Below are 22314 nucleotides of genomic sequence, written 5' to 3'. Positions count from 1 at the left end.
CGGCTACCAACCTAGGCCGTCGGCCCGCATTCCGGAGCCCCTCGACAACGTGGCGGAGATTGTCACCCCCGCCCGGTCACCGCGACGGGGGCAGTTCGCGTGCCTCTCGGCATTACCGCGGTAAGCGCCGTGATCGACCACAACCACCGTTTGTGGACGCAGTGGGCTGACGTCGTGGTCTGGCCGTCCAGTGGTAGTCACCCGCCGGCAGGTCGGGCGAGGAATGCGTGTCGAACGTACGGATCTCCGCACCGTCGAGAACGACGTACCGGATGCCGGCGAGGTGACTGAGCAGACTCTCTTCCAGGTGGACGAGGGTCAGCCGGTGACGCGTGTCGTCCAGGGTCGTGTCGGGCCCGAAGACCCCGTCGACGTCCTCGGCACGCATTCCCCGCAGGTATCGCTCGACGTCATCGTCGGTGAGGTGGAGGAATGCGTCGGGTGTACCGGTGGACGAATCGCCGGTGAGAGCGAACCAGCCGTCACCGGCGTACTCGAGGGAAAGCCCCTTTTCACGAAGGTCGGAGACGATTCTCTGTGCGGGGTGATCCACGAGATCGAGACTAACCTCCGGCGGGCCCGGGAAGGGTGGCCCGACGATCCGCACGGGCCGGGAAGTCGTTGCGGGGATCGGTGATCGGCGCGGGAGTACCCTCGGCCACATGTGGCCTCGCATCGGTGGACTCCGCGCGCTCGCCCTCGGCACCCCAGGGCAGATGCGGACCAACCTCAACACGCTGGTGCTGGCCGGTGTGAAGACGGCTACCGCCGGCCTGCTCACCGAGTACGCCGAGGAGGGCGAGGAGCTGGAGCACGTCGGCGAACGGCTCGTCCTGGTGGACGACGCCGACGCGCTCGCCGGGGTCGTCCAGATCACCGGCGTCGAGGTGGTCCGCTTCGCCGATGTTCCGTGGGCCTTCGCCCGCTCCGAGGGCGAGGGTGACCGCTCGATCGAGGAGTGGCGGGCGGGGCACGCCGCCTACTGGGCACGCGCCGGCACCCCGGTCACCGACGACACCGAGATCGTCTGCCTCCGCTTCCGGCTGGTCTCCGCCGGCGGCGGGGTCGCCACCGGAGACCTCAGCACCTGAGCTGAGCCCGCGCCCCGCTCAGGCCGAGCGCAGCTCGGGCAGCAGGCGGGTGGCGACGTCCACTAGGACCGCCTCGTCGCCGGCGTACCAGCTGCTGGCCCGGGGCCAGTGCGTGATCACGTCGGTGAAGCCGAGCGCCGCCGCCCGGGCCACCTGCTCGGCGAAGAAGTCGGCGTTGCTCAGCGAGAAGGCCGGCGCCGCGTCCAGCGACAGGTAACGGTCCAGGGTGGCCGGGTCGCGGCCGGCGGCGTCCAGCGTCTGGTCCAGCCGGGCGCAGACCTGCCCCACCCCGTCCCACCAGCTCGTCAGGTCGTCGCCGCCGGTGCCGGTGGTGACCCAGCCCTGACCGAAGCGGGCCACCAGCCGCATCGACCGGGGACCGTTCGCGGCCACCACGAACGGCACCCGGGGCTGCTGCACGCAGCCCGGGTTGTTGCGGGCGTCCACCGCGGCGAACCAGTCGCCCCGCCAGGTGGTGCCGTCCTCCCGCAGCACCAGGTCGAGCAGCTCGGTGAACTCGGCGAAGCGGTCCACCCGCTGCCGGGGCGGCAGGGTCTCGCCGCCCAGCACCGCCGAGTCGAAGCCGATGCCGCCCGCCCCGAGGCCGAGCAGCACCCGGCCGGCGGAGACGTCGTCGAGGGCGGTGACCTGCCGGGCGAAGGCGGCCGGGTGCCGGAAGTTCGGCGAGGCGACCAGCGTGCCGAGCCGGATCCGGGAGGTCACCGTCGCGGCGGCGGTCAGGGTGGCCATGGAGTCGAACCAGGGGCCGTCGACCAGGTCGCGCCAGCCCAGGTGGTCGTAGGTCCAGGCGTGGTCGAAGCCCCACTCGTCCGCCTGGCGCCAGCGGCGCTGCGACTCCGACCAGCGCTGATCGGGAAGGATCACGATGCCAATCCGCATGATCGCCAGGGTACGGCCCGACGCGGCCCCGGCCACCCCGACACGGTCTGTTCATATATCGATCATCTGTATATGATCCGCCGCGTGGCCGCGATGCGTGAACCGACCTTCCTGATCCTCACCGCGCTCGCCGGCGGTCCCCGGCACGGCTACGGCATCGTCCAGGACGTCGCCGCCCTGTCCGAGCAACGGGTGACCCTGCTCCCCGGCACCCTCTACACCGCGCTGGACCGGCTCACCGCCGAGGGCCTGGTGGAGCCCGACCGGGAGGAGACCGTGGACGGTCGGCGACGCCGCTACTTCCGCCTCACCTCCGAGGGGCACGCCGCCCTCAAGGCCGAGGCCACCCGGCTGCGCCAGCTCGCCACCGCCGCCGAGGCCCGGCTGCGCGCGTTCCGCCCCGCCTGAACCGCCACATCTCCGCCTCCCGCCAGCCGGCGGGAGCGCGTTCCGCACCACCCGAGGCGAGACCGAGCCCCAGGAGGGAAGGCCATGGCACCGACCGGCGACCCGCTCGCCCGCCGCTACCGCCGCCTGCTGTGCTGCTACCCGCGCGCCTACCGCCGGGAGCGCGGCGAGGAGCTGGTCGCCCTGCTGCTCGACACCGCACCGCCCGGCCGGACCAGGCCACGGCTGCGGGAGGCCGCCGACCTGCTCCGCAACGGGATGCGCTGCCGGCTCGGCCGACCGGCCAGCCGCACGGTCGTCGCCTGGGCGGCGCTGGCCGCCGTCGTCTGCGGACTCTTCAGCGCGGCGCTGGCCGCCCGGGTCGCCTGGGAGACCGCCCGACCGCTGCCGGGCCGCGCCGAGACCGGTGCGATCTTCCGGACCGTGCTGCCCGACCGCGAACCGGACGAGGTGACCACACCATCGACGTTCTTCGGGTACTACACCCAGCCGCTGACCCTGCAGGCGCTGGACAACCTGCTCCTCGGCGACGGCGGGGAGTACCAGCAGACCGCCAGCAACGCGTGGGCCGCCGGTCCGCCACCGGTCCCGGCCGAGCAGACGGTCGCGGTGGCGCAGCGTCGGCTCCGGGAAGCCGGCTGGCACCTCGACCAGACGGCGGCGGAGACCTTCGACGACTGCGCCGACAAGCTCTGCGCCTCCATCGTGCCGGTCACCTACACCACCCTCGACGCCAGCCGGGGGGACACCCTTCTCACGGTCACGGTCAACTCGCGGTCGGAGCCCGAGTACCCGTACCTGTCGATCGCCCTGCGGCGCACCACGCCGCCGCTGGTCCTCCCGGCCGCCGTCGGCGGCGGGCTGCTCGGCGCGCTGGCCGGTTGGCTGGTCCTCGGCTGGGCCAGCCGACGCACCGAAGCCTCCCACCCGGCCCGGGCGGTGGTGAAGGTCCTCTTCGGGACGACGCTGCTGCTGTGGTGGCTGCCGACCCTGTTCGCCGTGCCGTCGGTGGTGAGCCACCACCGGGCCGAGCCGCACCCCCAGTGGCATCCGCTCTGGGAGTGGCTGGGCCAGCCGACCTTCTCGCTGTTCTTCCTGGTCGGCGCGGTGAGCGCGCTGCTCGGGATCGCCCTGGCCCTGCTGCCCCGGCGGGACGCCGACCGGGTGTCGACGCTCGCCAGCGGCTGAGCCCTCCGGTCAGCCCGCCGCCAGCTTGGTCATCATCCGGGGCAGGTGCGGGTCGAGGGTGGCCCGGTCCGCCGCGGCCACCTCGGCCGGCGTCCACCACCGCACGGCGCGGAACTCCCCCGGGTCGGGGGTGAGCGGCTGGTCCCGGCGGCCCGCCAGCACGTACCAGAGGCTGACGTCGACGTGCCGGTCCTCGGGCGGGCCGACCGTCGGCGTGACGGTGACGAAGAGCGGGCGCTCACCGGGCTCCGGCGCGAAGACCGCCGGCACGCCCAGTTCCTCGACCACCTCCCGGCGTACCGTCTGCGCCGGGTGTTCCCCGGGCTCGACGTGACCGCCGGTGGGCAGCCACCGCCCGGCCTTGCGGTGGTCGACCAGGAGGACGCCGCCGTCGGCGGGGTCGCGCAACAGGAAGTACGCGACCAGGTGCGGCGACGGGGTACGGGGCTTCGCCCGGCGGAAGACGTCGTCGGTCGCCGCGAGCCAGTCCAGGCACTGCGCGCGGTGCGCCGACTCCAGCTCGTCGAGCGGCGCGATCGACTCGACCAGCGCCCGGATCTCCGCCAGCACCCGCATGCCGGGCATCCTGCCAGTCACCGCCGCTGCGCGGTGTCCGCCGCCGCGCGGACGAATTCGCGTACCCGCTCGGTGGTGTTGGTCTCCAGCCAGACCGGGCCGCGCTGGATGGGCGGCGCGTCGCGAATCGGCACGTAGGTGATGTCGGGGCGCGGGTGGTACCGCCGGGTCTGCTCGCCGACCGGCAGCACGCCGCGGCCCATCGCCACCAGCGACAGCATCTCCGAGAAGGTGTTACCCGCCGGGCCCTTCGGCACCGGACGGCCGGACGGCGTGCGGTCCGGGGTGCGGTCGCGCTTGAACTCCGCCGAGGTCACCGCCGGGTACTGCACCACCGGGTGGTCGGCGAGGGCCTCCAGGGAGACCGACCTTGCGCCCGCCAGCGGATGCCCGGCCGCCACCGCCAGCATTCGGGCCTCCGACAGCAGCGCCGGGCCGTTCGCCATGCCGTCGAAGGGGTACGAGGCGATGAGCACGTCGATGGAGCCGTCCACCAGGCTGGACCGGGAACTGGAGAGCTGAGCCTCGTGGACGTGCACCTCGCAGTCGGGGTGCCGCTCCCAGAACAGGTTCACCACGCGGAGCAGCACCGGCGCGGTCCACTCGCCGAGGAAGGCCACCCGCAGCTCACCGGTGACGCCACGCCCGGCCTCGACGGCCCGCCGTACGGCGTCCTCCAGCCCGGCGACGTGCGGTCGCAGGTCGTCGGCGAGCCGGCGACCGATCGGGGTGAGGCGGACGACCCGGCTGGTGCGCTCGAACAGCGGGGCGCCGATCCGCCGCTCCAGCTTCTTCACCACGTGGCTGATCCGCCCGGTGGTGACCCGCAGCCGCTCGGCGGTCCGCCCGAAGTGCAGCTCCTCGGCGAGGGTCAGGAAGGTCTCGACCTCGTGCCGCTCCAGCAACCCGGGCTCCCATCGTTGAATCCGGCTCAACGATCGTAGTCCGATCGCGGCTTGGTCGCGTTCCCCGCTCCGACCAGGCTGAGAGGCACAACGGTTCCCTGACCAAGGAGCGCACGATGAGCACGACCACCGTCACCGACTACCTCACCGGGCTCGACGAGCCGCTGCGGGAGATCGGCGCGAAGCTGCGGCCGGTCATCGAGGCGGCGCTCCCCGGCGCCACCGGCGCAATGTGGCACGGCCACCCGGTCTGGGGCCGCGGGGACCGGCCGGGGCGGGACCCGATCTGCCTGGTCAAGGCGTACGGGTCGTACCTGACCTTCGGGCTGTGGCACGGACAGGAGGTCGACGACCCGTCCGGCCGGCTGCTGCCGGGTGCCCGGTCGATGGCGTCGGTGAAGCTGCGCGCCGCCGACGAGGTCGACCCGGCCCTGTTCGGCGACTGGCTGCGCCAGGCGTACGCCCGGGAGGTGGCGGCGTGACCAGCGTGCGGGTGACCGGCTTCGACCATCTGGTGCTCACCGTCGCCGACGTCGAGCGGGCGCTGGCGTTCTACTGCGGACCACTCGGCCTGGCCCCGGTACGCGTCGACGAGTGGCGGGCCGGCCAGGTGCCCTTCCCCTCGGTACGCGTCGACGCCGGGACGATCATCGACCTGGTGCACGGTCAGCGGGGCGAGTCGAACGTCGACCACTTCTGCCTGGTGGTCGCGCCGCTCGACTGGGCGGAGGTGATCGCCTCCGGCGACCTCGACGTGGTGGAGGGACCGGTGGGCCGGTTCGGCGCGCGGGGCTCGGCCACGTCGGTGTACGTCCGCGACCCGGACGGCAACGTGGTCGAGCTGCGCTGGTACCCGCAGGATTGACCGACGTCGGCCAGCGGGCGCTGCCTGGCGGCGGGGCAGCGCTCAGAGGTGCTGGACGATCTGGATCGGGTTGCCGTCCGGGTCGGCGGTCCAGGCGATCAAAAGGCGGTCGAGCCAGGTGTGGGGCGCGGCGAGGGCGGGAGCGCCATCGGCGGTCAACCGGGACCAGGCGGCGGCGCTGTCGTCGGTCCAGAGGACCACGGCGGCTCGCTGCCCCTCGGGCACCGGATCGAGCCCGTGGTCGTCCCGGGTGGACGCGACCGAGGCGATACCGATCCGGTAGCCGTCGAGCACCAGGTCGACATGGATCGGCTCGCCCTCGGTCGGCACCCGGAACGTCTCCGCGAAACCCAGTCGCGTGTAGAACGCGGCGGCACGCGGGACGTCCGCGCTGAAGAGGACGACCTGCGGGGCCCGGAACATCGACACCGGCCGACGGTAGCAGCGGGTGGGCACGTGTGGCGCCCGGCGTGAGGGTGGCCGCGGCACTTGCCGCCGGCGTCCGTCACGTCGGCTCGGCCGCTCCAGGGCAGGCCCGCATCCGGGCCGCTATCGTCGCCGCATGCCGGAACTGGTCGCGCCCACCGTCCGCCTGCACGCCGCCTGGCTGGAGGCGCGCGACGAGTGGGGTCCCGGCGTCCACGAGGACGGCTTCGGACTGTTGCCCTCCGATGAGGTCGACTCGCCCACCGGCTTCGCGGCCTGGGTGGCCCGCTTGACCGACGAGGCGGATCCGGCGAAGCCGCTGGATGCCGGGCGGGTGCGCTGCACGTACCGATGGATCGTCGAGGACGGCCGGGTGCTCGGCGGGATCGCGCTGCGGCACGAGCTGAACGACTTCCTGCTCCGGGTCGCCGGCCATGTCGGCTACGGCATCCGGCCCTCCGCGCGCCGGCGCGGCCTGGCCACCTGGGCGCTGGGCCGGATGCTCGACGAGGCCCGGATGCTCGGCCTGGACCGGGTGCTGGTCATCTGCGAGGCGGGCAACGTCGCCTCGGCGAAGACGATCGAGCACCACGGCGGGGTCCTCGAGGACATCAGGGAGACCGAACTCGGTGCCGCGCGGCGTTACTGGATCAGTCTCTAGCGCCGGAGGGTCGGCGTCGGTGGTGGGAAGCTCCCGCCGTCACTCCTCCCACAACCCTGCGACCTGGGAAGACGGCCCCGGCTCGGACTGTCGTCCTCGCCGGGGCCTTCACGGTGGAGCGGGTGGCGAAAATCGAGTCGTCGGCTATCGCTGTGCGAGCAGGCCCGTCTCAGGGCCGGTCATGGGCCTTGAGTACCGGCCTGTCAGGCCGCTGTGCCTCGGCGTACGGGTCGGGACCAGCGCCGTGAGGAGAAGGCCGACGACTGCCGCGGCGGCCGCGGCGACGAACGTGGTCCGAAACGCCTCTGCCGAGGGCAGCGCCGCCGCGCCGACCATGACCGTGCTCTGTGCCAGGATCACGCTCGTGACCGCGCTCGCGGCGGTGCCTCCGAGCGAGCGCGTCAGGATGTTCACTCCGTTGGCCGAGGACGTCTCGGTCACCGGGACCGCATCGGTGATCAGCTTCGACGTGGCAGTGGCTGACATGCCGACACCGGCTCCGATGATGCCCGAGGCGATGATGAAGTCGATGACGCTGTTCATCCGCAGCGTGACGAGAACATAGCCGGCGGCGATGACGATCGCTCCCACCATCATGGTCAGCCGGGCCCCGTAGCGGGCGACCAGGCGGGCCGAGAGCGGAGTCAGCAGCAGCGCCACCACCCCGTTCGGCAGGATGACGAGCCCCGCTTGCACCAGGCTCTGACCGAATCCATGGCCCGTAGCGGAGGGTGCCTGCAAGATCTGCGGAAACACGACGAGCATGGTGTAGATCGCGAAGCCGACCGCGACGGTTGCCAGGTTGGTCATCAGCACCGGCCGCCGCGCGGAGAGCCGCAGGTCGACAAGGGGAGAGGGAGTGCGCAACTGGTGCCAGCCCCAGGCGATCAGGATGGCGACGGCCGCCGCGCCAAGGCCGAGCGTGCGGGTGTCACTCCATCCCCACTGCCCGCCATTGACGATCGGCAGCAGCAGGCCGATCAGCCCCACGGTCAGCCCGATGGTGCCGAGGACGTCGAAGCGTCCCTCGGTGCGCTGCGGCGACTCCGGCACCAACAGCGCGGTCAGGAGGGCACAGAGCAGGCCCAGCGCAGCCGCTCCCCAGAACAGCACGTGCCAGTCGAAGTGCTCGGCGACCAGGCCGGCCAGGGGGATCCCGGCCGCGCCGCCGAGGCCGAGCGTCGCGGTCAGGATCGCGATCGCCCCGCCCATTCGATGAGGTGGAAGTTGGTCCCGGAAGAGGCCCAGGGCGAGCGGGACCACCCCGATCGCACAGCCCTGCAGGCCACGGCCGATCACCATCAGCCACAGCGAACTCGTGAGAGCGGAGATGACCGAGCCGATGGTCATCACGGCGAGCGTCAGCAGCAGGGCCCGCCGTTTGCCGAAAAGGTCACCGAGGCGCCCGCTGACCGGAGTGATGATCGCACCGGTCAGGAGCGTGATGGCGACGACCCACGACGCATCGGTGGGCGAGGCGTGCAGAAGTGCGGGAAAGCTCGGGATGAGCGGGATGACCAGCGTCTGCACCAGTGCCGACAGCAGGCTGGCGACGGAAAGTACGGCAACTATGACCGAGAAAGAACCGGAACGCTTCATGCGTGTCTCCGCGCGGGGCGATTTTGGGATCGTGTACACGACTTGCTGGACGGCGTCGCGAACCGCGATCGATGGGACCTGTCATGCAATCAACAGATTGCTTTGATGAAGTTGCTGAGCCTCCATCCGTCCAGCTCTGGCAATTAGCCGGGCAGACGACGGCCTGCTCCAGCAAGGGCTCATCGAGCGGATTCAGCCCACGCCAGAGGTATCGCGCAAGTTGGCGCACGCCGCCGATTGAGTGAGGCGCGGCCCTGGGGTCGCGTCGTCCGACCGTCGACCTGAGGAATCCTGCCAGCACTTGCTTGCACAAGCAAGTAATGACCGCATGGCCGCCGTCACAGATCCGGGAACACCCTGGTGGACCGACAGCCGACGCGATCCGGGAGGGAGGGACACCAGGCCCCTCTACGGTCCTGGCTGGCAATCTAACCGCAAACTGTCTATCAACATCGAGATGTCGCAGCAGGGCAGGATATGGCCGCCCCGCCTCTGCATCGTCTCAGAGGGGATGTCAACTCGGTCGGTTGTCTTTAAGACCGAGGTTGAATTCGGATCAGGAAAAGGCGTTTCCCGTCATCGCCATGATCCCCGGTGGCCTGATCTCACCCTCGTGACACCGCCTTGGGCCCGTGGATGACCCGAGCCACCCCGGATCCCTAGTATCAGCCGCCATGGGCAGTCGGGTGAACTACGTGCTTGTTCAGGACGGCCGATTCGAACGGTTCGCGCAGGGCGGTGGCGCCGGCTACGGGCTCGACTACCACTTCGCTGCCGGGCCTGACATCACGCTGCGCTGGCTCGCGCAACTCGACGACTACCGGCACGATTTCTGGTTCGACGACCTGGGGTGCGAAGGCGCCGTGCTCATCGACGTCGACGCGCGGCACCTGCTGCTCTTCACCGAGCTGGGGCAGTTCCCACTCGACCGGAGGTACGCCTACCGTGCGGGGTTGCTCGACGGGTACCGGCGCACCTGGGACGGGTGGACGGTGCGCTGGGCGTACGACGGGATCGGTGACCTGATGGCGTACCTGGGGGAGAGCCGGGACCAGGTGCGCAACGAGAGCACGTGGTGGGATGGCCTGTACCCGGACCGCGGTGAGCGGCCGGACGGGCCGGTGGAGTTCCTCGTCAGCGTGGCCGACGCTGTCGGGTGCCGTCCGTACGCCCTGCCGTTCGAGTCTTGCCCGCCGTGGCGCCTCGGCCCGCGCCTGCTGGACCGGCTTGACGTGCGCGACCTCGTCACTGCGTGCTCGACGCTTGCGACGGCGGGGTTGCACCTCGACGTTGCGCGGCGCCGGGCCGGGCTGTGGAGTATCCGGCCGTTGGCCGGGCTGGCCGAGGAATGGTCCGAGCTGTGGCCGGGCTGGGAGCTGGAGCTGTGGGGCGATGACCTCGCCCGGCACGTCGCCGCATGCGGTGGAACGCTCACCGTGCCCGGCATCGACCTCGCCGCCGAGCGGGCCGCGTTGGCCGAACGGGTCGACCGGTACTGGGCCGTTGAGGAGCACCTGCGGGCGACCGGTCAAGACGTCCACCAGATCCGGGAGTGGAACCTCGGCGGCATCGCGACCCTCCTCGATGCCCGCGTGACCCCGGACGAACTCGCCCGGGTCGTCGCCCTGATCCGCGGCTGACCGGTGGGCAGAACACGGACGCTGCCGTCCTGGAGGATCTCCTCGTCGGGGTCAGTCGACCGGCTTGGCTGTACGGATGGCTGTACAGGCAGGATCGCTCGGGTCAGCGACTCGTGTCCTGGACGATGCGTCCGTCGAGCAGTTTGCGGGTGGAGCAACCTTCAGGAGCGTCGGTCGGGTAGTAGCCGGTGACCCCCATTCGAAGGAGAGCCGGTGGCATCAAGCGACACGTTCGCTGAGTTCGTGACGACACGGTCACCCCGTCTTCAGCGCACCGCCTATCTACTCACCCATGACTGGGCGCAGGCAGAGGATCTGCTGCAAACGGCCCTGGTCCGCGCATGGAGCGCGTGGGGGCGAATCGACGGCGACCCAGAGCCGTATGTGCGCCGGATCCTCGTGAACGTTTACGCCTCGTGGTGGCGGCGCAGATGGCGCCGCGTTGAGCAGCCGACGTCGCAGCTGCCGGAGCGAGCGGCGGTCGACCATGTCTCGCGGGTGGACAAGCGGGACGAGGTGTGGCAGGCGCTCGGGAGGCTGCCCCGCCGACAGCGGGCGGTGCTGGTGCTGCGCTACTTCGAAGACATGACCGAGGCGCAGATCGCGGACGCGATGAGCATCTCGGTGGGCACCGTCAAGAGCCAGGCCAAAAGGGGACTGGAGAAGCTGCGACTGGACGAGTCGCTGACGTTGGAGGCATTGCACCAGTGATCGACCTCAAGGACCTGATGGATGAGCGCTCGGCTCACGGCATGCCCTCGAATGGACGACTGGCCGAGGTCCAGCGCAAGATCAGCGTACGGCGGCGCAGGCGCGCGGCGGCGGGGGCGGTGGCAGCGGTGGCAGCGGTGGCAGCGGTGGGGTCCTCCACCGTCATTCTCGGCGGGGAGCCGACTCAGCCCTCGGCTTCTACCGCTGGTTCGACGACCCCGTCAGCGGGGCCGGCCAGCGCATCAGCTTTTCCGAAACCAGTGGCGGGCCGCAAGATCGGGCCGTTCGCCGAATACGCCCGCGGTTACCGGGTAGTTGCCGTCGGCACGGCGCCAGTGAGCTCAAAGAAGGTGCAGCTCAGCTGGACGGTCAACTCGACGGACGTCCAATTCTTCAGCTACTGCCCCGGCCTATCGGGCAAGCGCACACTCGACGCCGAGATTTCGATCGATGACGAACCCGCCTCCAGCTCGATGGGATGCAATTCGGAGCTGCACCAGGACCCGGCGGGATCAGAGCCCCGTGGGGTGGGAGCGAGCGTCGGCGACACGGTAACGGTGACATACACGGTCACCGGCGCCCAGGGCGATGGGCGTCGGCTGCCGACGATCCCGACGCAGGGCACCCTGCACTTCGCCGTGGCCGAGAAGGTGCCGTTCACCCAGTACCCCCTGCCACCCCGGCCTACCAAGCTGAAGCCGCCACAGCCGGACGGCATGGCAAGCGAGCCCGGCACCAAGGTCCTCCACAGCGATCCGGCAGATCCCAACAAAGCACTCAGCATCACCATGCCGTGGCATCGGGGTTACGACTTCACGGTAATCCCGCAGACGCCCGGCATCTACCGCGTCTCCGTCAATGGCGTGAGCGTGCTCGCCGGAGAGGTCTACGACTACTCCGGTAACGGCCCCAACGCCAGCTGCCAAGTCAAGCGGAACGATCAAGGGTTCTGCATACCCGAGCTGCAGTCCGTGAAGGACGGTGACAACGTCACGATCACCGTCACCGCGCAGCACGCCACCGGCCCCTGGCTGGCTGAGCTGCGCTCGCAATGGCAAAACTCATCAGCCCAAGGCTGACTATCACGCCCGAAACGCCTGCGGGCGGCGGCCGGTCCGGTTGCGTCTCATGCCCGCTCGTGCCCACTGCGCGCCACGGTTACTGGCCCACGGATGGCCCATGCTGGCCTTTCGGTTAGAAGAACATCAGGGGTGGTTGGTCCGGCTTTGCACGCCTGGTCAGCCTGTCCGTCGTTGTCGGGCTTGGTCTGCGTCTGCGGATGGCCTTGGCTGTACGGGCGGCTCTACGGCCGGGCGACCTGCTGATTGAAGAGACCCTAGGCTGACGCCCATGTTGCGGAGCATGCAGTGATCGACCTGGACGAGCACAATCACCAGTCGGCGAAGTCGGGTACCACCGCCCATGACCGCCTCGTGGTCAGACAGAAAATGACCCTGCGGCTCGTCGCCGCCTTCGTGGTCGGCGTTGTGCTTGGCGGTTTCGGTGTCAGTCAACTGCGAGACTCGCGTGATCAGCGGGAGCGGAACGCCGTGGTCGCACTCGTGGCCTTCCCTCAATCGGCCGACTCTGGAAGCGCGGCCTCCGAGGGATCCGTCAAACTGTCCGGGTATTTGGCGTTGGCCAACGCCGGCCCCGAGCCGGTCACCGTTCGTGGGGTTCAAGCAGAGAGGCCGGGCGTCGTGATACGCAGCATCGGATCGCCCCGGCTGTTACCCCCTGGCAGCACCGGTCAGCTCGCGGTCGAGCTGTGGTTCGAGTGCTCGGTCGCACGCCTCCAGCGAGAGCCGCTGCCGCTAGGGTTATCAGTCGAGACCGATGACAAACAAGGCAGAGAGGTCAGCTACCCCGTCGCTCTCGTAGGAAGCGACTGGGAGCGCGATGCTCTGAGCAAGTGTTCACGCATAGGCACGGTGGGCTGACGCGTAACAGACCAAGGCCAAGCACTGAAGCGGATCTCCTCGCCGGGCGCGGCCCGCTTGCGGGCCGCCTTGATCTGATAGAGCGCAATTCGGCAGTCTGTGACCGTCGGCCGGATGTCCTATTGCGGGACACGCTTGACAGTCGCGTCCCACCACATGCTTGACACCGCTGGCTGTGAGCGTGTGAAGTCGGCCCGCGGCTCGTCGGTTGCGACCGGAGGTGATGCGTGGATTCTGACCGGCTGGTGATCTGGCGCGAGGATCTGCGGAAGGCAGTCGCCTCTGCGGTGCTCGACTTCGAAGACCGCTACGGGTACCCACCTGGCGGAAATGCCGTCAGTGAGCCGGACACGACCGCTACTGCGCTGATCGCTGCTGTCCGTCCCGCCATCCCCACTGCCCTCGTAAGCCTGTACGCGGCAGTCGGTGCCGTCGACCTACCGGACATCGGCAACGGATTCTTCCTGCACACGGCCTCCCACGTAACCCAAGCCCACGAGGCACGGGACCTCTGGCACGTACGTGGCCGCCACGACGCCGACGTTGTCGTATTCGCCAGCGATGGCGGCGGCACGCAGTACGCGCTAGCGACGCCTGCCGGATCGCCCGTCTACCGACTCCCACCCGACCTCGTCCTCGACGGCATCTACACCTCAGAAGACCCGCGCTTCGACGTAGCCGCCCCGGACCTGTCTACCTTCCTCGACCGCCTGCTCCAGGCCGTGAAAACGTTCGCTGCGTCAAGCACACCGCCGAGCTTGTGATCGATCCTCTAGGCCAACCGTCAAGCACGTCCTGGGACGGATCCGTCAAGCATGTGGTGGACCAGACATTTGCAGTGGCCTCGTCGATGCTGCCTTTGGCCACGCTCCCTGCATCGCCAGCTCGCGAATAGCCGTCGGGTCAGACTCCGCTACATATCGGTAGCTCTGTGGCGGATGGAACTTCCGACTACTCCTCAAGTCGCTCAGCGGAAGCGGAGACCCCAGGGGAGACGGGTCCACCAAGAAGAGCCAGCATGCGACCGCGCTTCCCGATAAGTAGCTGTCGAGCTCGCTACGAGTGATCCCCATCGTATGGCCGTAGCTCTCCCAAGCCTTTTCAAGCTCAAGCGTCTCCATTCTTTCAAGTCGAGCCGTCCCCACGACCGCCATGCCGGATTCCGGGTGCAGATTAGGAGAAGGCGGCGGAGCGGCCCGTGCTGACGCTGGCCCAAGTACTCAAGCTCGCGGAGCTGGTGGACGAGCGCTACCGCGCCCTGATCTTGGTGACCACGTTCGCGTGTCTGCGCTGGGGTGAGGTGTCCGCGCTGCAACGGCAGGACATCGACGCTGACGCTGGGGTGATCCGCGTTCGGCAGACGTTCACCGAAGTGCGCGGCTTCGGGCTGATCCTCGGTCCGCCGAAGTCGCGTGCTGGTCTGCGCGCCGTGTCGGTGCCGGCGGCGATCGGCAAGCTCGGGGTGGCGGGTCTGCACTTCCACGATCTGCGGCATACCGGCAACACGATCGCGGCGAGGACCGGGGCGAGCACTCGGGAACTGATGGCGCGGATGGGCCACGACTCGTCCCAGGCGGCCATGATCTACCAACACGCCACATCAGAGGCGGACCGGGCCATCGCCCAGGCGGTGAGCGACGCGGTCAAGGCGGAGCGCAAGAAGGCCAAGAGAGCGGCGACTGGCACGTCGGCCAAGCCGAAGGCCAAGGGCAAGAAGGCGGGCAAAAAGCGTGGCTAGTGGCCCGTGGATGGCCCGCCGGGCGCTGCCGGCCGCAGCAACGTCGAAGGCCCTGGCTTGGACTTGCGTCCTGACCAGGGCCTTTCGCGTGGAGCGGGTGACGGGAATCGAACCCGCACTGTCAGCTTGGGAAGCTGATGTTCTGCCATTGAACTACACCCGCAGGCGGCACCACTGTACCCGAGTTGACCGCCGCCGTGCACCCAGGTACCCCTGGCGCGCCCGAAGCCCCGCTGCCCCGTAATCGATCTTGAGCGCTACGTATTGACGAGAAGCAAAAAGTTTCACAGTGGCAACATATGCTCGTTCTCAAATCTGTCGATCGGTTGTAACGTCACCCCCACGTTCTCGACCACGGTGCGACATACCCCCTGTCGCGCCGCCAGAAAGAGGTGGGCCCATGGGACTCCGTCCCAACCTGCTGACCCGGCGTACCGCCGGCGTCGCGTCGACGACCCTCGCGCTGCTGCTCAGCACCGCTGCGGTGGGCGTCGTACCCGCTGCTTCCGCCTTCTCCGCCGCCCCGCCGGAAGCCTGCGTCGAGCCGGCCGACGTGCACTCGGACGCCCGGATCAAGAAGGGCGGAATCGCCAAGCACGAGCCCAACGAACTGACCGCCAAGCAGGTGCGTGAGCGCGAGGCGGACCTCGCCACCGCGCTGCGCGAGCGGGCGAGCTTCCGGGCCGGCGCCCAGGCCGCCGCCCCGCTGGCCACCGTCACCATTCCGGTCGTGGTGCACGTCATCCAGCGCGACGCCACCCGCGCCGGCGGCAACATCCCGGACTCGATGATCACCTCGCAGATCAACGTGCTGAACCAGGCCTACAGCGGCGCCACCGGTGGCGCGGCCACGGCCTTCGGCTTCCAGCTTCAGAAGATCAACCGGGTGACCAACCCGTCCTGGTACCCGATCGTGCAGGGTTCCACGGCGGAGCGGTCGATGAAGACCTCGCTGCGCGAGGGCGGCAAGAACACGCTCAACGTCTACCTGGGCGAGCTGAGCGACGACCTGCTCGGCTGGGCGACCTTCCCGCAGCGGAAGCTGAACAGCATGGACGGCGTGGTCGTGCTCAGCGAGTCGCTGCCCGGCGGCACCGCCGCCAACTACAACCAGGGCGACACCGGCACCCACGAGGTCGGCCACTGGCTGAACCTCTACCACACCTTCCAGGGTGGTTGCTCCGGCTCGGGTGACAGCGTCAGCGACACCCCGGCCGAGGCCTCGCCGGCGTTCCAGTGCCCGACCGGGCGGGACACCTGCACCACGGCCGGCGTGGACCCGATCACCAACTTCATGGACTACACCTACGACTCGTGCATGTACCAGTTCACCGCTGGTCAGGCGAGCCGCATGCTGACCGCGTGGAACGCGTACCGCGCGGCGTAACTTCCCAGCAGACGCCGGTGCCGGCTCCGTCGCAGGACGGGGCCGGCACCGGCGTCTTCGTACGTCAGGCGGCGGGGCGGCGGGTGTCGAACCCGTGGCGGCCGCGGCGGGCCGGCCGCCGATCGGGTACGCCGGCGGCGTCGCCGCCGCGGTGGGCGGCGACCGGATCGAGCCAGACCTGGACGGCGGAGGAGCCCTGGCCCTCGCCGAATTGATCGAGCCCGCCCTGGTCGCGGCGGGTCAGCATCGCCACGTCGACGCTGAACTCGAAGAGTCGCCAGTCGACCTGGGGCGCCGCCCGGCCGAGGCGGGCCACCCGCGCGACCTGGGCCGGGTCGGTGACCGGTTGCGCGCGCCCGGCGACGTACGCCTCGTCGTCGGTCTCCTCCGGCGGGAACGAGTGCAACGCGTACCGCCCGTCGCGTTCGAGGTCGCGCCGCTTGGGCGAGTCGACGACGAAGCAGAACAGACCCTCGTCCGTGATCACCGGGCAGACAGGGTGCACCCGGGGCCCACCGTCGGCGCGGACGGTGGCCAGGTAGCCGAAGCCCGGCCCGTACTGCTGCATGAGAAGGCGGATCCCGTCGGCGAGTCGGGGCTCGTCAGCGGCGAATTCGGACCAGGAAGCCATACGGACATCCTATCGAACACGTGTACGAACGCGTAGTCCGACACGCAGGTCACCCGGTCCGCTCGATATGGTGTGCCGATGCTGCTCTCCGACCGCGACCTGGTCTCCGAGATCAAGGCGGGCACCCTCGCGCTGGAGCCCTTCGAGCCCACGCTGGTGCAGCCGTCCAGCATCGACGTGCGGCTCGACAAGCTCTTCCGGGTCTTCAACAACCACCTGTACACCCACATCGACCCGGCGATCCAGCAGGACGATCTCACCTCGATGGTGGAGGTCCCCGAGGGCGAGCCGTTCGTGCTGCACCCGGGTGAGTTCGTGCTCGCCTCCACGCTGGAGGTGATCTCGCTCGGCGACCAGCTCGCCGGCCGCCTGGAGGGCAAGTCCAGCCTGGGCCGGCTCGGCCTGCTCACCCACTCCACCGCCGGCTTCATCGACCCGGGCTTCTCCGGTCACGTGACGCTGGAGCTGTCGAACGTGGCGAACCTGCCGATCACGCTCTGGCCCGGGATGAAGATCGGCCAGCTCTGCATCTTCCGGCTCTCGTCCCCAGCCGAGCACCCGTACGGCTCCGCCGTCTACGGGTCCCGCTACCAGGGCCAGCGCGGGCCGACCCCGAGCCGCTCCTGGCAGCACTGGCGTACCTGGCCCACCCGCTGACGCCGCGCCGGGCCCCCGGCACCCCGGGAGCCCGGCGAACGCTCAGCGTGGCCGGCCGTAGCTGTGGACCGGCCCGTTGTCGACCCGCTTCATCTTGACCGGCTGGCCCGCCTGGGAGGCGTGCACCACCCAGCCGCCACCGACGTACATGCCGACGTGGTGCAGGTCGGCGTAGTAGAAGACCAGGTCGCCGGGGCGCAGGTCGGCCCGGCCGATCCGGGCGGTGACCCCGCGTTGCTGGCGTGCGTTGTGCGGCAGCGAGACACCCGCCTTCGCCCAGGCCGCGAGCATCAGCCCGGAGCAGTCGTACGAGTTGGGGCCCTCGGCGCCCCAGACGTACGGCTTGCCGATCTGGGCGCAGGCGAACTTGACCGCCGTCCCGGCCGGGCCGCCGGGGTAGCCGGCCGGGCACGGGGCCGGGCGCAGCTTGCCGCCGCCACCGTTGCCGTAGACCTTGAGCCGCAGCTTCTGCAGCCGGTCGATCTCGGCGTTGATCTGCTTCTTCTTCGCGGCCAGCTGGGCCTCGGTGCGGGTCAGCTGGGCGACCATCTCGTCCAGCGGTGCCTTCTCCGCGGCCAGCCTGTCACGCAGGTCTTTGACGATCCGAACGTCGCGCTGCTGCCGCTCGGCGAACCGGTCCAGCAGTTCGAGCTGGTCCACCAGCTCGGCGGGGGAAGCGCTGCCCAGCAGGGCGTTGACGGCGGAGACGTTCTCTCCCTTGTACGCCTCGGCGGCCAGGCCGCTGACCTGGTTCATCGCGAGGTCGACCTGGAGTTGCAGCGGCTCGATCCGCCTGGCCAGCGCGTCGGCCTGCCGACGCTTGGCGGCCAGGTCCTGACGGGCGGCGTTGTGCTGCTCGATGATCGGTTCGAGCCTGTTCCAGTCCTGGTCGATCTGCCGCTCGATCTCGGCGACCGAGGGGTCGGCGTGGGCCGCCGTGGGGCCACCGGTCAGGACGACGGCGGCGCCGGCCAGGGCGGCCAGGATGGTGGTGAAGCGGGACCAGCGTGGGCGCGGCGCAGCCGTCCGCCGGGCGACCTGGGTCGACCGGTACGACGGTGGCCGCGGGGCATGGTGTGCCACCGGGCTCCGGGCTCCTTCTTCCGTTACCGCCTACCGGGTTAGCTGACGGGTTCGGGCGGGAAGGGAGCGCCCTACCGCAGTGGCTGCGGATTCACCCCGGCGTACCTGGGTCCCCGGCTCGCCCGGAGGCGACTCGGCGGTGCCGGTCGCTGCCGCCCGGGTTGGGCGGACCTGTCGACGGCCGACGAAGGACCAGAGTAGACGACCGTTATCGATCCGCAACCCGCCATGCCGCGTGGCCTCCGGATACGCGGAACCCCCGGTCGGGTGACCGGGGGTTCGCGGCGGCTCGGGTCAGTTCGGTCGTCGGAAACCGGCGACCGGCATGTAGTCGATGCTGGTCACCTGGACCGGCTTGCCGGTCCGGGGCGCGTGGACCATCAGCCCGCTGCCGAGATAGAGGCCGACGTGGTGCAGGTCGCTGAAGAAGAAGACCAGGTCACCGGGGCGGGCCTCGGAGCGCGGGATGGACTTGCCCTCGTTCCACTGGGCGCCGGTGTGGTGGGTCAGGTAGATGCCGGCGGCCTTGTAGGCGTACTGGGTGAGGCCGGAGCAGTCGAAGGAGTCCGGACCGTCGGCACCCCAGACGTACGGGTCACCGACCTGCTGGCAGGCCACCCGGATGGCGGTCTGCGCGGCGGTGCTCACCACGCCCTTGACGGTCGGGCAGCCGGCCACCTTGACGACCGTCTTCGGCATCGACGCCTGCAGTCGCTTGATCTCGGCGTTGATCTGCGACTTCTTGGCGGCCAGCTCCTTCTCCTGCTTGACCTCCGCCGCGATCAGCGCGTCGAGCTTCTGCTTCTCGCCGTCGTACTTCTTCCGGGCGTCGATGACGACCTGGAGCTCCTTGCGCTCCTGCGAGGCGAGACGGTCCAGGATGGTCAGCTGCTCGGTCAGGGTGCCCGGCTTCACGCTGACCAGCAGCGCACTGACGTCCTGCGAGGGGCCCGTCATGTAGTAGCGGGAGGCGAGGTCACCGACCCGGTTCATGGCCAGCTCGGTCTGCAGGGCCAGCGGCTGGATCTTCTTCTCCAGCTCCGCCGACTTCTTGCGGTTGACCTTCAGCTGCGCGCGGACCTTGTTGTACTGCTCGATGGTCGGCTCGAGCTGTTCCCACTGCTTGTCGATCGCCGCCTCGATCTCCTCCGGCGTGGGCGCGGCGTGCGCCGGCACGGCGAACATCCCGGCGCCGACGACGACGGCGGCGACGAGTGTGAGCAGGCGGCGGGCGACCCGTCGCAGACCGGACGGGCGACCTTGGGCGTGACGATGAGGGGGCATGGTTGCCACCGGCGCCGACTCCTTAGCGACCGACCGCCGGGCGCCTCGCTGAGGGGAAGACCGAGGCAGACGACCCACAGCGGTCGGTGCCCCACATTAGGGAAGCGGCGGGTCGAATTCAAGACGGCTCATTAGACAATCACAGCTGAGCAACCAGTTGCACACAAAGGGTGTTCGTTCATTTTCCAACGACGGCGGTCAATACGTCGTCCAATGTCACCACCCCGAGGGGGCGGCGGCCGTCGCTCACCAGCACCATGTGCCGCCGCTCGCGTCGCATCGCCAGCAGCAGGTCGGCCAGCGTACGGTCCGGCGGCACCACCGCCAGCGGTCGGTAGACGTGGGCCGGCACCGGGGCCCGGCGGGACGCCCCGGCGTACCCGAGCACGTCCTTGACGTGCACGAAGCCGAGCACCCGGCGGGTCGACCGCTGCACCACCGGGAAGCGGGACCGGCCGGTCCGGGTGGCCAGCACCTCCAGCGACGCCGGGGAGACGTCCTCGGCCACGGTGGTCACCGTCGACCAGGACTGCAGGGCGTCGGCGGCGGTCCGCCGGTGCAGGGCCAGCGCGCCGGTGATGCGGGCGTGCTCCTCCGCGTCCAGCAGTCCCTCGGTACGCGCCTGCGACACCAGCCCGGCCAGTTCCTCGGCGGTGAACACGGTCTTCACCGCTTCGGTCGCCTCGACCCGCCACAGCCACAGCACCTTGCGGGCCGCCCACTTCATCGCGACCAGCAGCGGTTTGGTCGCCAGGCAGAACGCCAGCATGGCCGGTCCGAGCCAGAGCGCGGACGGTTCCGGCCCGGCCAGGGTGATGTTCTTCGGCACCATCTCGCCGACCACGGTGTGCAGGAAGACCACCACCGCGAGGGCGATCAGGAACGACAGCGGGTGCACCGCCGACCCGGGCAGCCCGAGAGCGTGGAAGGCCGGTTCCAGCAGGTGGGCCAGGGCCGGCTCGGCGATCGCGCCGAGCCCCAGCGAGCAGACCGTGATGCCGAGCTGCGCCCCGGCGATCATCAGCGGGATCTGGTTCATCGCCGACAGCGCCCAGCGGGCCCGCCGGGAGGTCGCCGCGAGCGGTTCGACCACGGTACGGCGGGACGCGATCAGCGCGAACTCGCTGCCCACGAAGAACGCGTTGCCGAGCAGCAACGCCACGGCGACCAGCAGCTCAGTCATCGCCGTCCGGTTCCTCCGGGCGCAGCACCCGGACCTGCTCGATCCGATGCCGCTCCACCTCGACCACGGTGAACTCGTACCCGGACTCCTCGACCGTCTCGCCGGGCAACGGGATGTGACCCAGCCGGGCCATCAGGAACCCGGCCAGCGTCTCGTACGGGCCCTCGGGCAGCCGGAAGCCGGTCTGCTCGGCCAGCTCGTCCTCGCGGAGCACCCCGTCGAGCAGGACGGTCCGTTCGCCGCCCGGCACGGTCAGCTCGGCCGCACCGGCGTCGTCCACCGCGTCCGGGTCGAACTCGTCGGCGATCTCCCCGACCAGCTCCTCCACCAGGTCCTCGGTGGTCACCACGCCGTCGGTGCCGCCGTACTCGTCGACCACGATGGCCAGGTCGGCGCCCGCGTCCTTCAGCGCGGCCAGCACCCCGTCGAGGTCCAGGCTCTCCGGCACGTACACCGGTTCCCGGGCCACCGCCGCCACGGTGGTCGAGTCGCGCCGCGCAAGGGGCACCCCGAGCGCGTCCGGCACGCCGGCGACGCCGGTGACCAGGTCGAGGGTCTCCTCGTACACGGGAAAGCGGGTCCGGCCGGTCCGCCGGGACGCCTCGAGCAGCTCGGCCACGGTGGCGGTGGCGCGCAGCGCGACCACGTCGACCCGCGGGGTCATCGCCTCGGCGGCCCGCTTGTCGCCGAACCGGATCGTGCGGCGCAGCAGCATGGCGGTGTCCGGCGGCAGCGCGCCGGCCCGGGCCGAGATGGCCGCCAGCAGCCCCAGCTCCTCCGGGGAGCGGGCGCTGGCCAGTTCCTCCTGCGGCTCGACGCCCAGCGCCCGGACCACCCGGTTCGCCGAGCCGTTCAGCGCCCGGATCAGCCAGCCGAAGGTTCGCGAGAAGCGGTGCATCGGGCCGGCGGTGGCGAGGGCGGCCGGCATCGGCCGGGCCAGGGCGAGGTTCTTCGGCACCAGCTCGCCGAAGAGCATCGAGATCAGCGTGGCCAGGGCCAGGGCGAGCAGCGGGCTGAACCGGTCCGCCCCGCCCACCGGCCGCAGCAGCGGGGCGACGAGCCGGGCCAGCGCCGGCTCGGCGAGGTAGCCGGTGAGCAGCGCGGTGAGCGTGATGCCCAGCTGCGCCCCGGAGAGCTGGAAGGAGAGTTCGCGCAGCGCCGTGCGTACCGTGGTCGCCGCGCCGTCCCCGGCGTCGGCGCGCCGGTCGATCTCCGCCCGGTCGACCGTGACCAGGGCGAACTCGGCCGCGACGAAGAACGCGTTGCCGGCGGTCAGCAGGACGAAGCCGACCAGGGGCAACAGCGCGCCGAGCAACAGGCCGTCGATGAGCGAGATTGTTCCACGGCCGCCCGCGGGGCACGACTTCGCGCCGGGCGGTCGGTGGCCACCGCCACGGCGGCCACCGCCCTCCTGACGACGACGGCGGCGGCACCTCGTGGG

The 22314-nt window shown here is 70.3% G+C and carries 25 protein-coding genes, 1 tRNA gene and 1 riboswitch; of the genes, 14 read left to right on the top strand and 12 right to left on the bottom strand.

All coding sequences use genetic code 11. The annotated features are described in order from the left end of the window. Positions 1-112: 112 nt before the first annotated feature. On the bottom strand, positions 113-553 hold the full coding sequence (locus V6U88_RS16545) for a hypothetical protein (protein ID WP_334453961.1): 441 nt from the start codon (positions 551-553) through the stop codon (positions 113-115). 109 nt (positions 554-662) lie between these two features. Between V6U88_RS16545 and V6U88_RS16540 the strand changes: the two genes are divergently transcribed. Beyond that, positions 663-1091 (top strand): ASCH domain-containing protein, encoded by a 429-nt coding sequence (locus tag V6U88_RS16540; RefSeq protein ID WP_334453959.1) that lies wholly within the window; start codon positions 663-665, stop codon positions 1089-1091. A gap of 18 nt (positions 1092-1109) precedes the next feature. Here V6U88_RS16540 and V6U88_RS16535 read toward each other — a convergent pair whose 3' ends face one another. Further along, entirely contained in the window at positions 1110-1991 is an 882-nt protein-coding gene (locus V6U88_RS16535) for an LLM class flavin-dependent oxidoreductase (protein WP_334453957.1), read from the bottom strand. Positions 1992-2084: 93 nt separating this feature from the next. Here V6U88_RS16535 and V6U88_RS16530 point away from each other — a divergent pair, with 93 nt between their 5' ends. Both V6U88_RS16530 and V6U88_RS16525 read left to right on the top strand, forming a co-directional pair. Next, positions 2085-2399, top strand: a complete 315-nt coding sequence (locus V6U88_RS16530) for a PadR family transcriptional regulator (protein ID WP_334453991.1) — start codon at positions 2085-2087, stop codon at positions 2397-2399. 84 nt (positions 2400-2483) lie between these two features. Next, positions 2484-3587, top strand: a complete 1104-nt coding sequence (locus V6U88_RS16525) for a hypothetical protein (RefSeq protein ID WP_334453955.1) — start codon at positions 2484-2486, stop codon at positions 3585-3587. Positions 3588-3596: 9 nt separating this feature from the next. On the opposite strand, the gene V6U88_RS16520 is transcribed toward V6U88_RS16525, so the two are convergent. Both V6U88_RS16520 and V6U88_RS16515 read right to left on the bottom strand, forming a co-directional pair. Beyond that, entirely contained in the window at positions 3597-4163 is a 567-nt protein-coding gene (locus tag V6U88_RS16520; RefSeq protein ID WP_334453954.1) for an NUDIX hydrolase, read from the bottom strand. Between the two features lie 17 nt (positions 4164-4180). After that, positions 4181-5068: a LysR family transcriptional regulator gene (locus tag V6U88_RS16515; RefSeq protein ID WP_334453952.1), complete on the bottom strand. Its 888-nt coding sequence runs from the start codon at positions 5066-5068 to the stop codon at positions 4181-4183. A gap of 116 nt (positions 5069-5184) precedes the next feature. Here V6U88_RS16515 and V6U88_RS16510 point away from each other — a divergent pair, with 116 nt between their 5' ends. After that, positions 5185-5550 (top strand): DUF1801 domain-containing protein, encoded by a 366-nt coding sequence (locus V6U88_RS16510; protein ID WP_334453950.1) that lies wholly within the window; start codon positions 5185-5187, stop codon positions 5548-5550. Then, on the top strand, positions 5547-5933 hold the full coding sequence (locus tag V6U88_RS16505) for a VOC family protein (protein WP_334453949.1): 387 nt from the start codon (positions 5547-5549) through the stop codon (positions 5931-5933). The genes V6U88_RS16510 and V6U88_RS16505 overlap by 4 nt, the downstream gene beginning before the upstream one ends. Before the next feature lie 42 nt (positions 5934-5975). Here V6U88_RS16505 and V6U88_RS16500 read toward each other — a convergent pair whose 3' ends face one another. Then, complete coding sequence (locus V6U88_RS16500; RefSeq protein ID WP_334453989.1) at positions 5976-6356, bottom strand: VOC family protein; 381 nt, start codon at positions 6354-6356, stop codon at positions 5976-5978. 139 nt (positions 6357-6495) lie between these two features. Between V6U88_RS16500 and V6U88_RS16495 the strand changes: the two genes are divergently transcribed. Beyond that, a complete protein-coding gene (locus tag V6U88_RS16495) occupies positions 6496-7020 on the top strand; it encodes a GNAT family N-acetyltransferase (protein ID WP_334453947.1) in 525 nt (174 codons plus the stop codon). A gap of 144 nt (positions 7021-7164) precedes the next feature. On the opposite strand, the gene V6U88_RS16490 is transcribed toward V6U88_RS16495, so the two are convergent. Continuing rightward, positions 7165-8619, bottom strand: coding sequence for an MFS transporter (locus V6U88_RS16490; protein ID WP_334453945.1), 1455 nt, complete (start codon positions 8617-8619; stop codon positions 7165-7167). A gap of 674 nt (positions 8620-9293) precedes the next feature. On the opposite strand from V6U88_RS16490, the gene V6U88_RS16485 reads away from it, so the two are divergent. From V6U88_RS16485 to V6U88_RS16460, 6 genes are all read left to right on the top strand, one after another. Continuing rightward, positions 9294-10259, top strand: coding sequence for a hypothetical protein (locus V6U88_RS16485; RefSeq protein WP_334453944.1), 966 nt, complete (start codon positions 9294-9296; stop codon positions 10257-10259). A 213-nt stretch (positions 10260-10472) separates the two neighbouring features. Then, entirely contained in the window at positions 10473-10970 is a 498-nt protein-coding gene (locus V6U88_RS16480) for a SigE family RNA polymerase sigma factor (RefSeq protein WP_334453942.1), read from the top strand. Continuing rightward, a complete protein-coding gene (locus tag V6U88_RS16475; RefSeq protein ID WP_334453940.1) occupies positions 10967-12049 on the top strand; it encodes a hypothetical protein in 1083 nt (360 codons plus the stop codon). The genes V6U88_RS16480 and V6U88_RS16475 overlap by 4 nt, the downstream gene beginning before the upstream one ends. A gap of 288 nt (positions 12050-12337) precedes the next feature. After that, positions 12338-12910 carry a hypothetical protein gene (locus V6U88_RS16470; RefSeq protein WP_334453938.1) on the top strand — a complete coding sequence of 191 codons (573 nt, stop codon included), beginning with the start codon at positions 12338-12340 and terminating at the stop codon, positions 12908-12910. 227 nt (positions 12911-13137) lie between these two features. Beyond that, positions 13138-13674, top strand: a complete 537-nt coding sequence (locus tag V6U88_RS16465; protein ID WP_334453936.1) for a hypothetical protein — start codon at positions 13138-13140, stop codon at positions 13672-13674. A 434-nt stretch (positions 13675-14108) separates the two neighbouring features. Then, positions 14109-14648: a site-specific integrase gene (locus V6U88_RS16460; protein WP_334453934.1), complete on the top strand. Its 540-nt coding sequence runs from the start codon at positions 14109-14111 to the stop codon at positions 14646-14648. An 89-nt stretch (positions 14649-14737) separates the two neighbouring features. On the opposite strand, the gene V6U88_RS16455 is transcribed toward V6U88_RS16460, so the two are convergent. After that, positions 14738-14811: transfer RNA gene (locus V6U88_RS16455), tRNA-Gly, on the bottom strand. Positions 14812-15048: 237 nt separating this feature from the next. Between V6U88_RS16455 and V6U88_RS16450 the strand changes: the two genes are divergently transcribed. Further along, positions 15049-16035, top strand: a complete 987-nt coding sequence (locus V6U88_RS16450) for a zinc metalloprotease (protein ID WP_334453932.1) — start codon at positions 15049-15051, stop codon at positions 16033-16035. Positions 16036-16099: 64 nt separating this feature from the next. Here the strand turns inward: V6U88_RS16450 and V6U88_RS16445 are convergent, their stop codons facing one another. After that, on the bottom strand, positions 16100-16666 hold the full coding sequence (locus V6U88_RS16445; protein ID WP_334453931.1) for a pyridoxamine 5'-phosphate oxidase family protein: 567 nt from the start codon (positions 16664-16666) through the stop codon (positions 16100-16102). A gap of 78 nt (positions 16667-16744) precedes the next feature. Between V6U88_RS16445 and dcd the strand changes: the two genes are divergently transcribed. After that, a complete protein-coding gene (gene dcd, locus V6U88_RS16440; RefSeq protein WP_091100187.1) occupies positions 16745-17323 on the top strand; it encodes a dCTP deaminase in 579 nt (192 codons plus the stop codon). A 42-nt stretch (positions 17324-17365) separates the two neighbouring features. On the opposite strand, the gene V6U88_RS16435 is transcribed toward dcd, so the two are convergent. The 4 genes from V6U88_RS16435 to V6U88_RS16420 all read right to left on the bottom strand — a co-directional run bounded on the left by V6U88_RS16435 (position 17366) and on the right by V6U88_RS16420 (position 22173). Next, complete coding sequence (locus V6U88_RS16435; RefSeq protein WP_334453926.1) at positions 17366-18406, bottom strand: C40 family peptidase; 1041 nt, start codon at positions 18404-18406, stop codon at positions 17366-17368. 12 nt (positions 18407-18418) lie between these two features. Next, a riboswitch (cyclic di-AMP (ydaO/yuaA leader) is annotated at positions 18419-18555 on the bottom strand. Between the two features lie 145 nt (positions 18556-18700). Continuing rightward, positions 18701-19690, bottom strand: coding sequence for a C40 family peptidase (locus tag V6U88_RS16430; RefSeq protein ID WP_334453925.1), 990 nt, complete (start codon positions 19688-19690; stop codon positions 18701-18703). A 178-nt stretch (positions 19691-19868) separates the two neighbouring features. Beyond that, positions 19869-20873 carry a hemolysin family protein gene (locus V6U88_RS16425; protein ID WP_334453923.1) on the bottom strand — a complete coding sequence of 335 codons (1005 nt, stop codon included), beginning with the start codon at positions 20871-20873 and terminating at the stop codon, positions 19869-19871. After that, a complete protein-coding gene (locus V6U88_RS16420) occupies positions 20866-22173 on the bottom strand; it encodes a hemolysin family protein (protein WP_334453988.1) in 1308 nt (435 codons plus the stop codon). The genes V6U88_RS16425 and V6U88_RS16420 overlap by 8 nt, the downstream gene beginning before the upstream one ends. Between the last annotated feature and the right edge of the window lie 141 nt (positions 22174-22314).

Origin of the sequence: Micromonospora sp. CPCC 205739, from assembly GCF_036906795.1 — a bacterium.
Taxonomy (GTDB): domain Bacteria; phylum Actinomycetota; class Actinomycetes; order Mycobacteriales; family Micromonosporaceae; genus Micromonospora.
Note: the sequence above shows the minus strand (reverse complement) of the source record. Positions and strands in the feature narration are given on the sequence as shown.